A 12,562-nucleotide genomic window follows, 5' to 3' on the forward strand; every position below is an offset into this window, starting at 1 on the left:
AGGGTGAGAGGTTCAGGATGTGAGATCAGGAGAACACGGGCTCCGTGGCGGCCTTGCGGGAGGCAAAGGAAGCCAGCACTCCGGTCTTGGCCAGGCCGCGGGTGGCGAGCCAGGCCAGCCCGCCGGCAATAATTGCGCCCGAGATTGTGGTGAAGACGATGTAGGCGAGCTTGTCACCGGCCGCGTAAGCGATGTTCCAGCCCCACGGCAGGAAGGAATCGTTCAGGCCGCAGAAGAGGCCAGCGCCGGCTCCGGCCAGCAGCGAGACCGGAAGGTTGAACTTCTTGTAGAGGAAGGCCGCGAAGACCAGTTCCGCGCCGAGGCCCTGCAGGATGCCGGAGATCAGCACCGTGGTGCCGTACTGCGAACCCATGATGAGCTCGCCCGTGGCCGCGACGGTTTCGCAAAAGAGCGCTGCGCCCGGCTTGCGGATGATGAGCATGCCCAGCACCGCCGGGATCATCCAGCCGCCGGCGTAGAGTCCGCTCAGCGGCGGGTAGAGCGCGTTCACGGGGGCCGAAATCAGGTTCGCGCCCTGGGACCAGGCCCAGAAGATGACGCCGCCGGCAACGGCGATCAACGCGGCCACCACTATGTCCACCACACGCCAGCTGTAGTTGCGCCGGGCGGATGAACGGCTGGCGGAACCATGCTGCGCTGAAATATCTGTCATGTCGTCCTCCTGAGGAACAGGAGGGGAGGGTGCTCCGGCCGGCCGGCTTCCGCCGCCCTCCGCGCACCCTGAGAACTCGACTCCCTTGCGCCGGTACTAACCGGATCAGGTTCGAGGGTCTGCGGCTGTCCGCACTCTCAGCGCCCACCAACGGTTTCCCCGGATTTTTCCGGCGATGCCCGGCGGCGGCGCTCCCCTGTCGTAAATTATTTCGCCCTTGTGGGCTGGCTCAGTTTACACCCGGGCGGCCGGGTTTTCAGTGCTGTGCCGTCACAATCGGGGACCTGGCAGAGCCAGCCGCCGCGGCCGGGAAAAGCCGCTTGGTAGAGTCGACGTGTCGGACACCCGGACCCGCCAGCGGGCGGCCGCGTCACCTACGGGAAAGCTGGATTATTTTGACGCAGACACCAGCCACACATGGTCCCTCCGGGGACTACGACCCAGACTCGGGCGAGCCGCAGCCGCCGGGGTCACTGGCGGCGCTCATCGGCCGCGTGCTGGCCGAGATGGAGGCGCTCCAGTTCGCGTCGTTCAGCAAGGACGACGCCCTGGACCTGGGCCTCCTCCTGGTCGAGCTGGGCAGGCAACGCACGCTGCCCATCGCCGTCGACATCACCAAAGGCGAGCAGGTGCTCTTCCACGCCGCGCTGGACGGCGCCACGCCGGACAACGAGCGCTGGATCAACGCCAAGAAGCGCACCGCCCTGCGGTACGAGGTCCCGTCCCTGCTGGTGGGCCTCCGGGCCCGGGCTGCCGGCGGAAGGATCGAAGACAACGCCTGGTGGGATCAGACGGAGTTCGCCGCCCACGGCGGGGCGTTCCCGATTTACGTGCGCGGCACGGGCGCCGTCGCCGTCGTCACCGTGTCCGGCCTGCCCCAGAAGGCGGACCACGACCTCGTGGTCGAGGCCCTGCGGATGGTCCTGACACCGGAACGCTAGGCTAGGGGAAATCCGTTCCCGTCCCAAGGAGACCGAAGAATGAACATCGTCATCAAGCTGCTCGGCACCGGCATCAGCCTCGTGGCCGGCTTTGCCGGCACCAAGCTGGTGGACGCCATCTGGGAGAAGTCCACGGGCAACAAGCCGCCCACGGGCCACGACGACGATGTCCCCACCACGCTGCGCTCGGCCCTGACGTTCGCCCTGATCTCCGCATCGGTCAGCGCCATCATCCAGGTGCTCGCCAACCGCGGTACCCAGCGCGCGATCACCCGCTTCGCCAAGACCCAGGACATCGTCTGACCAGATTCGGCTAGCCGCGGCTCCGGTCGCGGTATGGCCGACAGCGCCGGCCGCCGTCAGCCCCGCACGGGCTCAACGGCCGGCGTCGTCGTCCGCCCCGTGGTTGGCCGCCTGCTGGGCGGCCTTTTGGGCCGCCTTCTGGACTACGGCCTCAAGCTCGTCGGAGCTCAGCAGCTCCGGGTGCAGGTGCTTGGTCCGGTAGCCGGCCCGGCCCACCATGTGGGCGGACACCGGGACGGTGAGCAGCTGGAAGAGCCAGGCCACCACCAGGACGGGCCACACCCACCAGGTGCGCATCTGCAGGCCCAGGGCCGCCAGCAGCAGGAACAGGCCCAGGACCTGCGGCTTGGTGGCGGCGTGCATCCTGCTCATGAGGTCCGGGAACCGCAACAGCCCGATCGCGGCGCCGAGGGACATGAGCGCGCCGACCACCATGAACACGGCGGAGACGGCATCGATCACTGTTTCAGGATTCACGGATGCCCTCCCTCCGCTCAGCCACGAACCGGGCCACGGTGACCGAGCCAACGAAGCCGATGAGGGAAATCGCAACGAGCAGCATCAGGTTGTTGAGGTGCCGGTTGACGGCCATGTCGATGCACAGGGCCGCCCCGAAAATGGCCAGCAGCACGTCGGCGGCGAGCACCCGGTCCAGCAGCGAGGGGCCCCGCCCGATCCGGATGATCGCCCCCGCCGCGGCCAGGGAAAGTACGACGGCGGTCACCGTCAGGACGGTCTGCATCATGCGACGGTCTCCTGTGTAAGGGCGGACAGTTCGTCTTTGGTCCCCATGATCCTGATCAGCCCGGCCTCAGTGTCCCGGACCTCCTTGCGCAGCTTGGCCGCGTCCTCGGCATTGCGGACGTTGATGCCGTGGATGTAGAGCGTGGACGTTGACCTGTCCACCTCCACCACGAGGGATCCCGGAATCAGCGAGATCACATGACCGGTGGCCGTGACCAGCAGGTCGGAGTGGCTCCGCAGCGGCACGGCGACGATGGCGCTGACCACGTTGGGGCCGCGGACCACGGCGAGGTACAGGACCTGGAAGCTTGCCGCGACCACCTTTCCTAGGAAGATAAGGGCGAAGGGCGCGGCGCGGAGCACGTTGAAGCGGCCGCCGAGCTCCACCGGGGGCAGGTAAAAGATGCGCGCCACGAGCACGGCGATCAGGGCCCCGAAGAGGAGATTGCCCGGGCTGAAGTTCTGCCACAGCGCACCCCAGACAAAAACGAGCCACACCAGCAGCGGCAGCTCCTGGCGCAGCGAGATCCTTTTCCGGTTCATTTGCCGCCGCCCTGCTGCTGGGCCTGCCCGGGCTGGGCCGCCGGAGGCACGGGCGGCACCGGTGCGTCCTCGCCCAGCACAGCCTGGATGTACGAGGACCTGTCCAGCATCTCCTCGGCAGACTGGTCGGCCACCCTGAACAGCGGCCCGGCGAAGACCGTCAGGGCCACGCCAAAGACCACCAGGCCCAGGGTGGAGCCCACCATGGTGCGGGGCAGCAGGGTCACGTTGGTCTTCCCGGCCCGGTCCCCGGTGGCGGAATCCGCCGGTGCCGCCAGGAGCACCGGATCGGGGTGCTCAGCGTCCTCGGGCTTGCGCCAGAACGCCCGGTTCCAGACCCTCGCGATGGCCAGCAGGGTCAGCAGGCTGGTCAGCACGCCGCCGATCACCAGGGCGTAGGCCAGCGGCGTGCCCAGTTCGACGCCTGCCTGAAGCAGCCCCAGCTTGCCCAGGAAACCCGAGAACGGCGGGATTCCGGCCAGGTTCATGGCGGGGACGAAGAACAGGACCCCCAGCACCGGGGAGAGCTTGGCCAGCCCGGCCACGCGGTCCATGGACGAGCTGCCGCCGCGGCGTTCAATCAGGCCGGTCACCAGGAACAGGCTGGTCTGGATGGTGATGTGGTGGGCCACGTAGAACACCGCGGCGCCCAGGCCGGCCACCGTGGACATGGCCAGGCCGAATACCATGTAGCCAATGTGGCTGACCAGGGTGAAGGACAGGAGCCTCTTGATGTCGCTTTGGGCCAGGGCGCCCAGGATGCCCACCACCATGGTCAGCAGCGCCGCGACCATGAGCGGGGCGTTAAGCGCATCCCCCGGGAACAGCAGCGTCTCCGTGCGGACCATGGCGTAGACGCCCACCTTGGTCAGCAGCCCGGCAAACACCGCGGTGACCGGGGCCGGTGCGGTGGGATAGGAGTCCGGGAGCCAGAAGGACAGCGGGAAGACGGCGGCCTTGATGCCGAAGGCCACCAGCAGCATGACGTGCAGCAGCGTCCGGGTGCCCTGGTCCAGGTCCCCGAGCTTGATGGCGAGGTCCGCCATGTTGATGGTTCCGGTGGCGCCGTAGATCATGGCGATCGCGATCAGGAACAGCACCGAGGACACAACCGAAACCACCACGTAGGTCACGCCGGCCCGGATGCGCGGGCCCGTTCCGCCGAGAGTGATGAGCACGTAGCTGGCCGTCAGCAGGATCTCAAAGCCGACGTAGAGGTTGAAGAGGTCTCCGGAGAGGAAAGCGTTGGACACCCCGGCCACGAGGATCAGGTACGTCGGGTGGAAGATCGAGACTGGCGCGTCCCGGTCGCCGTCGGCCATACCCTGTCCTGTTGCGTAGATCAGCACCGCAAGGCTCACGGTCGAGGACACCACCAGCATGAGCGAGGAGAACTGGTCCACCACCAGCACGACGCCCCAGGGCGGCAGCCAGCCGCCGATGTCCACCGCGGCGGTCCCGCCTTCCCAGACCGAGGCCAGCAGCCAGCATTCCAGCAGCAGGGTCAGGGTCAGGACGGCGATGCTGATCGCGCGCTGGGCCCGGGGGTAGTGGATCAGGAGGAAGGTCAGGGCGGCGCCCATGATGGGGAGTACGACGGCGAGCGGGGCAAAGCTGGTGATGTTCACTCTTCGCCTCCTTCCGGTCTGGGGTCAACGTTCAGGGAGCCGGGCTGTTCTTCAGAGGCGGCTTTGTCGGCCCGCATGGGGCGGCCACCGGTCATGACCGCGGCCGTGCCGTTGGTTACTGCGCCCTTGGTTTCTGCGCCCTTGGTTACTGAGCCGTCGGAGCCGACCATGGCCAGCGGGAATTCTGATGTCTCCACCGGGATGATGGAGTCGTCCTCGGCGTCGAAGCTGGGTGTTTCCGCGACGCGGCGGTCCTCGGCGTCGTCCTGGATTTCGTCCTGGCGGGCCAGGACCCAGGTGCGGTAGATGATGCCCAGCATGAACGCCGTCACGGCGAAGGAGATCACGATCGAGGTCAGGATCAGGGCCTGCGGCAGGGGGTCGTTGTAGTCCTCCGCCGGGGTGGCCTTGTCGAAAATGGGCGCCAGCCCGGCGTAGCCGCCGGTGGCGAGGATCAGCAGGTTGGTGGCGTTGGCCAGCAGCATGAGGCCGAGCAGCACCCGGGTGAGGCTGCGCTCAAGGATCAGGTAGATGCCGCAGGCGTAGAGGGCGCCCATCACCGTCAGCAGGGTCAGGTTGACGCTCATGTTCTCCCCTTGGAAGTGGTTTCGGCGTCCTCGGCCTCGACCGTGGCTTCGGCGGGGATTCCGCCGCTGTCCTCGTCTTCGGAGGGGCCGTCCTCTTCTTCGGAGGGCTCTTCGAAGTGCTCGTCGATTTCCGCACCGAGGCTGCGCAGCACGTCCAGGGCCAGGCCGACCACCACGATGTACACGCCGATGTCGAAGATGGTCGAGGTGACGAACTTGATGTCGCCGAAGACCGGCAGCCACAGCTCCACGATGGCGCTCTGGAACACCTGGCCGCCCAGCAGCAGCGGCGTCATTCCGGCAGCCGCCGCCGTGGCCAGGCCGATCCCCAGCAGGGTGCCGGCGCCGACGGGGGTGGCTTCGCGGAGTTCGAAGCGGCCGCCGGCCAGGTAGCGGATGGTCAGGGCGAGGCCGGCGGTGAGGCCACCGGCGAAGCCTCCGCCGGGCAGGTTGTGGCCGGCGAGGAGCAGATAGAGGGAGAAGACGATGATCGAGTGGAAGATCAGGCGGGTGACCACCTCGAAGATGATCGAGCGGCGCTCGGGTGCCAGAGTCCGGCCGGCCACCAGCCAGGCGTCGCTCGTGGCGGCAGCAAACCGCCGGGACATCGCCAGGGCGGCGTCGTCCCGGGTGGTGCCCCTGGCCCCGGTCCGCCGGCCCACGGTCCCTTCCGCGACAGTCGCGGACGTCCGGATGCGGTCGCCGCGGCCCCGGACGAAGATGAGGCTGGCCACGCCGGTGGCGGCCAGGGCCAGGACGGAGATCTCGCCGAAGGTGTCCCAGGCCCGGATGTCCACCAGGGTCACGTTGACGACGTTGAGGCCGCCGCCGCCCTCATAGGCCAGCTGCGGGAACTGCAGGGAGACCGGCGTTGCCACCCGGGCGCCGAGAGCGTAGATGGCCACGAAGATCATGGTGACGCCGAAGGCCAGGCCGATCACGACCCGGATGACCCGGTATTTGCCCCCGGTGCGGTCCCGAAGCCCCGGCGGAAGGCTCCGCATGGCCAGCACGAACGCCACCAGGATGATGGTTTCGACCAGCATCTGGGTCAGGGCTAGGTCCGGGGCCCCCTGCAGCGCGAACATCATGGCGATCCCGTAGCCGGTGACCGACACCATCAGGACGGCCAGGAACCGCTTGTTGGCGCGGACCGCGGCCAGCGCCCCGATCACGATCCCGGCGCCGGCCACCAGTTGCAGCGGCGCTCCGGGATCGATGAAATAGAGACCGTCCGGCAGCGGCTTGTTGGCCAGCAGCAGGGCCGTCAGCGGCAGGACGAACGCCACGGTCAGGATGACGGAGAGGTAGAAGAACAGCGAGCCTCGCTGGGTCCGGCCGGTGATCCAGACAGCGGTGTCGTCCAGGGCGCCGATCGTGTTCTGGTACGCGCGGTCGCTGTCGATCCAGCCCGGCACCAGTGCCTGCAGCCGGGCCACGGCGTTGCGGCCATAGAACATGGCCAGGCCCAGGACGAACGTCACCGCGGTCAGCCCCAGGGCCGGGGTGAGGCCGTGCCACAGCGCCAGGTGCCCGGGCGCGGACTCGGAGCTGTCCACAAAGAGCTCCGCATACGGCTGGATCCAGCCGTCAACGGGGGCGGGCCACAGTCCGTACAGGACCGTGAGGAGGCTCAGGATCGCCGGCGCGGCAAGGAAGGCGGGCTTGACCGGCTTGAAGTCGGTGGGTTCCACGCCGGGCTTGACGGCGAAGGCGCCCCACATGAAGCGGGCGCTGTAGGCGAAGGTCAGGATGGAGCCCAGGACCACACCTCCCAGCAGCCAGGGCCCGGTTCCGGACGCCGAGGTGTACTGGATGAAGGCCTCGAACACAGATTCCTTGGCGACGTAGCCGGCCAGCGGGGGTACGCCGGCCATCGAGGCCGCGCCGATCGCCGCTACGATCGCCAGTGCCCGGGCCGAGCCGTAGACGCCGGAGAGCTCGCGGATGTCGCGGGTCCCGGCCTGGTGGTCGATGATGCCCACCACCAGGAAGAGCGTGGCCTTGAACAGCCCGTGCGCCAGGAGGAAGGCCAGCCCGGCGAGCGCAGCCTCGGGGGTGCCCAGGCCCACCACCATGGTCATGAAGCCCAGCTGGCTCACGGTGCCGTAGGCGAGGATGAGCTTGATGTCGGTCTGCCGCAGGGCGCGGTAGCCGCCCACAAGCATGGTGGCCAGGCCCAGGCCGAGCACGATCGGCAGCCACGGCGGTGTTTCGGCGAATCCGGGGGCCAGCCGGGCAACCAGGTAGATCCCGGCCTTCACCATAGCCGCGGCGTGCAGGTAGGCGCTCACGGGCGTGGGGGCAGCCATCGCGCCGGGGAGCCAGAAGTGGAACGGCACCAGGGCGGACTTGGTGATCGCGCCGATCAGGATGAGGACGACGGCGGCGTTCACTGCCCCGCCCGCGGGGCCGGCGATCAGGGCGGGCGCCAGGTCCAAGATGGCCTGGATCCGGTAGGTTCCGGCCGCCGCACCGAGGATGATGAGCCCCACAAGCATGGCCAGCCCGCCGGCGGTGGTCACCACCAGCGCCTGCAGCGCCGAGCGCCGCGCCGACAGCCGGGTGCGGGCGTAGCCGATCAGCAGGTAGGACAGCACCGTGGTCAGTTCCCAGAAGATGAACATCAGCAGGAGGTCATCAGCGGTAACGAGGCCGAACATCGCACCGGCGAAGGCCAGGAGCTGCGCCCCAAAACCGCCGAGGTAGTCGTCCTTGTCCTCGAAGTAGCGGGCGCAGTAGACCAGCACCAGCGCCCCCACCCCCAGCACCAGCAAGGACATGACCCAGGCCAGGGCATCCATCCGGAATGCGAGGTCGAGCTGCAGCCCGGGAATCCAGGGCACTACTTCGGTGATCGCCCCGTCTGTATAGACGGCGTCGTGCTGCAGCAGCAGCCAGACAAAGGAGGCCGCGGGGACCGCGGCCAGGGCAAAGAACGAATTCCTGCCAAACTTTCGGAACAGCAGCGGGGCCACAGCAGCCACCGCAAAGTGCACGGCAAGGACTGTGATCACTGGTATCTCCGCAACGTCAGAAAGTCGATTGTCAGCAAGTTGGAGCAGGCGGGTCATTTGTTAGGTTCGGTGCCGACAGTTTACCAAGCGTGTACAAATTCTTTTGGCAGGGACCCTAGCCGCTGCACAATTCGAAGCCAAAGCGATGCCGAAGCTTAACAAAGCCCGGCAAAACCCGCCGGAGACCCCGCACGCTGCCCCGCCAAGGACACCCTGGGCGGTTACCATTCAGGCTATGAATACTGCCGCCGCCCCAGAGGCCATGCGCCCCTCGGAACTGGAATCGGGAAGTCCTGTCACGCACAGGGGCCGGATCCTCGCGTGGGCCGCGTGGGACTGGGGTTCGGCAGCCTTCAACGCCGTCATGACAACGTTTGTCTTCACCGTCTATCTGACCTCCAAGGCCTTCGGCGGGGAGGACCAGGCCTCGGCGGTCCTGGGCGCCGCGCTGGCCGTCGCCGGCGCGGCCGTTGCGCTTCTGGCCCCGGTCACCGGGCAACGCTCGGACACCGGCGGCCGGCGCAAGCTGTGGCTGGGGGTCAACACGGCCGCCGTCGCGCTCCTGACCGGGCTGTGCTTCTTTGTCTTCCCGCGGCCGGATTTCCTGATTCTCGGCGTCACGCTGATAGCACTGGGCAACGTTTTCTTCGAATTTGCCGGGGTCAACTACAACGCCATGCTCGCCCAGATCTCCATCCCGCGGAACATCGGCAAGGTCAGCGGATTCGGCTGGGGAATGGGGTATCTCGGCGGCATTGTGGCGCTGCTGATTGTGCTCCAGCTCTTTGTCCAGCCCAGCTTCGAGTGGTTTGGCGGCTCCACCGCGGACAGCCTGAATATCCGGCTGGTGGCAGTGTTCTCGGCCCTGTGGTTCTTCATCTTTGCCTTGCCCGTGCTGTTCGCGGTGCCGGAGCTGCCACGCTCCGAGCGGGGTGCGGGCATTGGCTTCCTCGCCTCCTACGGCCTGCTGGTCCGGCGCATCAAGGCGATCTACCGGACCAGCCCGCACACCATCTACTTCCTTCTCGCGAGCGCCATCTTCCGGGACGGGCTGGCCGCCGTTTTCACCTTTGGCGGGGTGATCGCGGCCGGCACCTTTGGCTTTGAACTCAAGGACGTTATCTTCTTCGCGATCTTCGGAAATGTCGTGGCCGCCGTCGGCGCCATTCTCGGAGGCTTCCTGGATGACAAGATCGGGCCCAAGGCCGTGATTATCGCGTCCCTCGCGGGCCTGCTGGTGGCGGGCACCGCAATCCTGGTCCTCGGCAACGGCAGCTACGAGTTCTTTGGCAGGGACTGGGCCGGGACCACCACCTTCTGGATTTTCGGCCTGCTGCTGTGCCTCTTCGTGGGACCGGCCCAGTCGTCGTCCCGCGCCTACCTCGCCCGGCTCGCCCCCAACGGCGAATCCGGCGAGCTCTTCGGCCTCTACGCCACCACCGGCCGGGCCGTGAGCTTCCTCGCTCCCGCCCTGTTCACGCTGTGCATCACCGTCGCCACCCCCTTCGTGGCAACAGGCGAGGCCCAGCGCTGGGGCATCCTCGGCATCATGGTGGTGCTGCTCGCGGGCCTGCTGGTGCTCTTGCCGGTCAAAGCCCCGGACCAGACCGAAATCGCGGTGGTCCCGGACGCCTGAGGCGGCCGAAAATCCGGTTCGCGCACTAGGCTGATGATATGAACGTGGATGAGACGGACCTCCCCGGCCTCGGCCGGCGCAAGGACTTCATGACTGCCTCCGGACGCCGGATCGGCGTGGTGGAATACCGGGAGGGCCAGACGGAACTCATCGTCTCCACCTGGGACGATCCCGACACCTGCCAGGCCTCTGTGCCGCTGACCGCGGACGAGGCCGCCACGCTGGGCAACCTTCTGGGCGGCCAGCGCCTTGCCATGAAACTCTCCGAAGAGCACCGGGAAATCCCCGGGATCGTCACGCGCCAGTTTTCGATCAGCGCGGAGTCCCCCTTCCAGAACCAGCCGATGGGCAAGGCGTGCATCCGGACCCGCAGCGGGGTCTCGATTGTGGCCATCATGCGTGAAGGCGAGGTCCTGCCCTCCCCGGGGCCCGACGTCGTCCTTCACCCGGGTGACCTCCTCGTTGCGGTGGGAACACAAGAAGGCCTGGACACGGCGGCCAGCATCCTGCGCAACGGATAAGCGGCATGGATCCGCTCGCCCTGACCCTGATCGAGCTGGGGGCCGTCGTCTTCTGTCTCGGCCTGCTGGCCAGACTGGCCGGGCGGATCGGCATGTCTCCCATCCCGCTTTATCTGGTGGGCGGGCTGTTCTTCGGGGCCGGCGGGCTCGTCAAACTCGAAGGCATGCACGAGTTCGCCCATCTTTCCGCCGAGATCGGCGTGATCCTGCTCCTGCTTATGCTTGGACTGGAATATACGGCAGCCGAGCTGGTGACCGGGCTGCGGAGGTCCTGGCAGGCCGGCATCCTGGACCTGCTGCTCAATTTCCTGCCCGGGGCGTTGCTTGCCGTGATGCTGGGATGGGGCGGCGTGGGGGCGATGGTGATGGGCGGCGTCACCTACATTTCATCCTCCGGGATCGCGGCCAAGGTGATTACCGATCTCGGCCGGATCGGCAACCGGGAAACCCCGGTGGTCCTTTCCATCCTGGTCTTCGAGGACCTGGCCATGGCCATATACCTGCCGGTCCTGACCGCCACGCTTGCCGGCGTCAGCTTGCTGATGGGCCTGCAGACCGTGGGCATCTCCCTGGCCGTCGTCACCCTGGTCCTGGTGGTGGCCCTGCGGCACGGCCATCACGTGTCCAAGGCCGTGCACAGCGAGAACTCCGAGGTCTTCCTGCTCAACCTGCTGGGCGCGGCGCTTCTCGTGGCGGGGCTCGCCGCCGCCATGCAGGTTTCCGCGGCTGTCGGAGCGTTCATGCTCGGCATTGCCATTTCCGGCGCCACGGCCCACAGCGCCACCCGCGTCCTGGAACCCCTCCGTGACCTCTTCGCGGCGATCTTCTTCGTTGTTTTTGGCCTCAACACCGATCCCCGGTCCATCCCTCCGGTCCTCGGCTGGGCCCTGTTGCTTGCGGTGGTGACGGCAGCCACCAAGATGATCACCGGGTTCTGGGCGGCCAAACGGGCCGGGATTGGCGTTCCCGGCCGCTACCGTGCGGGGGCTGCCCTGATCGCGCGTGGCGAGTTCTCCATTGTGATCGCCGGACTGGCCGTCGCCTCCGGCGTGGTGCCCACGGATCTGGCAGCCCTCGCCACCGCCTATGTCCTGATCATGGCGATCGTGGGGCCGCTGGCGGCCCGCTTGGTGGAGCCGCTCGTCCGGGCCCTGCGCCGGCCCGTGCGGGGACCCGCTTTCCGGACCTCCGGCCCGGCGTAAGCCTGCCGCCGGTACGAGCCGCGGCGCTGGATCCGGGGCCTACCCGCCAGGGCGCTAAGTGTCTGCCTAGATGTCGGTGAGGTGGAAATTCAGATGGCTGCGGCTGGCAGTGGGGCCGCGCTGGCCCTGGTAGCGGTTGCCGTATTCCCCCGAACCGTAGGGGTGCTCCGCGGCCGAGGACAGCCGGAAGAAACACAGCTGGCCGATCTTCATGCCGGGCCACAGCTTGATGGGCAGCGTGGCCATGTTGGACAGTTCCAGCGTGACGTGGCCGGAGAATCCGGGATCGATGAAGCCTGCCGTCGAGTGCGTCAGCAGGCCGAGCCGGCCAAGTGAGGACTTGCCCTCGAGGCGGGCCGCGATGTCATCCGGCAGCGTCACGGTCTCATAGGTGGAGCCAAGAACGAACTCACCCGGGTGCAGGATAAACGGTTCGCCGGACTCCACTTCCACCAGGCGGGTCAGCTCGGGCTGTTCCTCGGCCGGGTCAATGTGGGCGTATTTGTGGTTGTCGAACAGCCGGAAGAACCTGTCGATCCTGACGTCCACGGAGGACGGCTGGACCATGGCGGGGTCGAACGGTTCGAGGACAATACGCTCGGAGTCAATTTCGCTTCGAATGTCGCGGTCAGAGATCAGCACAGGTTCAAAAATACCGTACGGCGCCCGGCCGGGCCGCATGAACGGGCGCAGCCGCCCAGTGTGACTTCACCGGCGTCTTCACTGGCATCTTCACCGCGGGGTCTTCAGCCATGCGTCTATTCCGC

13 protein-coding genes and 1 riboswitch are annotated in these 12,562 nt (G+C 67.4%); of the genes, 5 read left to right on the forward strand and 8 right to left on the reverse strand.

Annotated elements, in window-relative coordinates:
* Positions 1-25 precede the first annotated feature (25 nt).
* Positions 26-673 (reverse strand): ECF transporter S component, encoded by a 648-nt coding sequence (locus tag ACFRJ8_RS09580; protein ID WP_377985874.1) that lies wholly within the window; start codon positions 671-673, stop codon positions 26-28.
* A gap of 64 nt (positions 674-737) precedes the next feature.
* Positions 738-881, reverse strand: a riboswitch (TPP riboswitch).
* 187 nt (positions 882-1,068) lie between these two features.
* On the opposite strand from ACFRJ8_RS09580, the gene ACFRJ8_RS09585 reads away from it, so the two are divergent.
* Positions 1,069-1,614 carry a heme-degrading domain-containing protein gene (locus tag ACFRJ8_RS09585; protein WP_377985875.1) on the forward strand — a complete coding sequence of 182 codons (546 nt, stop codon included), beginning with the start codon at positions 1,069-1,071 and terminating at the stop codon, positions 1,612-1,614.
* Positions 1,615-1,653: 39 nt separating this feature from the next.
* Positions 1,654-1,917 (forward strand): DUF4235 domain-containing protein, encoded by a 264-nt coding sequence (locus ACFRJ8_RS09590; RefSeq protein ID WP_377985876.1) that lies wholly within the window; start codon positions 1,654-1,656, stop codon positions 1,915-1,917.
* Positions 1,918-1,989: 72 nt separating this feature from the next.
* Here the strand turns inward: ACFRJ8_RS09590 and mnhG are convergent, their stop codons facing one another.
* From mnhG to ACFRJ8_RS09620, 6 genes are read right to left on the reverse strand one after another with little or no spacing between them, the layout of a single operon-like run.
* On the reverse strand, positions 1,990-2,394 hold the full coding sequence (gene mnhG, locus ACFRJ8_RS09595; RefSeq protein WP_377985877.1) for a monovalent cation/H(+) antiporter subunit G: 405 nt from the start codon (positions 2,392-2,394) through the stop codon (positions 1,990-1,992).
* The gene (locus tag ACFRJ8_RS09600; protein ID WP_377985878.1) at positions 2,384-2,662 is read right to left on the reverse strand and encodes a monovalent cation/H+ antiporter complex subunit F; all 279 of its coding nucleotides are present in this window, start codon (positions 2,660-2,662) and stop codon (positions 2,384-2,386) included. Before ACFRJ8_RS09600 ends, mnhG begins: the two co-directional genes overlap by 11 nt.
* Positions 2,659-3,204 (reverse strand): Na+/H+ antiporter subunit E, encoded by a 546-nt coding sequence (locus tag ACFRJ8_RS09605; RefSeq protein ID WP_377985879.1) that lies wholly within the window; start codon positions 3,202-3,204, stop codon positions 2,659-2,661. Before ACFRJ8_RS09605 ends, ACFRJ8_RS09600 begins: the two co-directional genes overlap by 4 nt.
* Positions 3,201-4,832, reverse strand: a complete 1,632-nt coding sequence (locus tag ACFRJ8_RS09610; RefSeq protein ID WP_277527181.1) for a Na+/H+ antiporter subunit D — start codon at positions 4,830-4,832, stop codon at positions 3,201-3,203. Before ACFRJ8_RS09610 ends, ACFRJ8_RS09605 begins: the two co-directional genes overlap by 4 nt.
* Positions 4,829-5,419 carry a Na(+)/H(+) antiporter subunit C gene (locus tag ACFRJ8_RS09615; RefSeq protein ID WP_377985880.1) on the reverse strand — a complete coding sequence of 197 codons (591 nt, stop codon included), beginning with the start codon at positions 5,417-5,419 and terminating at the stop codon, positions 4,829-4,831. Before ACFRJ8_RS09615 ends, ACFRJ8_RS09610 begins: the two co-directional genes overlap by 4 nt.
* Positions 5,416-8,436, reverse strand: coding sequence for a Na+/H+ antiporter subunit A (locus tag ACFRJ8_RS09620; protein WP_377985881.1), 3,021 nt, complete (start codon positions 8,434-8,436; stop codon positions 5,416-5,418). The genes ACFRJ8_RS09615 and ACFRJ8_RS09620 overlap by 4 nt, the downstream gene beginning before the upstream one ends.
* A 235-nt stretch (positions 8,437-8,671) precedes the next feature.
* Between ACFRJ8_RS09620 and ACFRJ8_RS09625 the strand changes: the two genes are divergently transcribed.
* The 3 genes from ACFRJ8_RS09625 to ACFRJ8_RS09635 are packed head-to-tail and all read left to right on the forward strand — an operon-like array spanning position 8,672 to position 11,795.
* Positions 8,672-10,072 (forward strand): MFS transporter, encoded by a 1,401-nt coding sequence (locus ACFRJ8_RS09625; protein ID WP_377985882.1) that lies wholly within the window; start codon positions 8,672-8,674, stop codon positions 10,070-10,072.
* Between the two features lie 38 nt (positions 10,073-10,110).
* Positions 10,111-10,593, forward strand: coding sequence for a cation:proton antiporter regulatory subunit (locus tag ACFRJ8_RS09630; protein WP_377985883.1), 483 nt, complete (start codon positions 10,111-10,113; stop codon positions 10,591-10,593).
* 5 nt (positions 10,594-10,598) lie between these two features.
* On the forward strand, positions 10,599-11,795 hold the full coding sequence (locus tag ACFRJ8_RS09635) for a cation:proton antiporter (protein ID WP_377985884.1): 1,197 nt from the start codon (positions 10,599-10,601) through the stop codon (positions 11,793-11,795).
* A gap of 66 nt (positions 11,796-11,861) precedes the next feature.
* Here the strand turns inward: ACFRJ8_RS09635 and dcd are convergent, their stop codons facing one another.
* Entirely contained in the window at positions 11,862-12,437 is a 576-nt protein-coding gene (gene dcd, locus ACFRJ8_RS09640) for a dCTP deaminase (RefSeq protein ID WP_377985885.1), read from the reverse strand.
* Positions 12,438-12,562 lie beyond the last annotated feature (125 nt).

The organism is Arthrobacter sp. NPDC056886 (assembly GCF_042788715.1).
Lineage (GTDB): Bacteria > Actinomycetota > Actinomycetes > Actinomycetales > Micrococcaceae > Arthrobacter.

Coding starts and splice junctions, on each gene's coding strand:
- ACFRJ8_RS09605 (WP_377985879.1), bottom strand. CDS start 3,204: ATGAACCGGAAAAGGATCTCGCTGCGCCAGGAGCTGCCGCTGCTGGTG.
- ACFRJ8_RS09600 (WP_377985878.1), bottom strand. CDS start 2,662: ATGATGCAGACCGTCCTGACGGTGACCGCCGTCGTACTTTCCCTGGCC.
- ACFRJ8_RS09590 (WP_377985876.1), top strand. CDS start 1,654: ATGAACATCGTCATCAAGCTGCTCGGCACCGGCATCAGCCTCGTGGCC.
- ACFRJ8_RS09625 (WP_377985882.1), top strand. CDS start 8,672: ATGAATACTGCCGCCGCCCCAGAGGCCATGCGCCCCTCGGAACTGGAA.
- ACFRJ8_RS09635 (WP_377985884.1), top strand. CDS start 10,599: ATGGATCCGCTCGCCCTGACCCTGATCGAGCTGGGGGCCGTCGTCTTC.
- ACFRJ8_RS09615 (WP_377985880.1), bottom strand. CDS start 5,419: ATGAGCGTCAACCTGACCCTGCTGACGGTGATGGGCGCCCTCTACGCC.
- ACFRJ8_RS09630 (WP_377985883.1), top strand. CDS start 10,111: ATGAACGTGGATGAGACGGACCTCCCCGGCCTCGGCCGGCGCAAGGAC.
- ACFRJ8_RS09580 (WP_377985874.1), bottom strand. CDS start 673: ATGACAGATATTTCAGCGCAGCATGGTTCCGCCAGCCGTTCATCCGCC.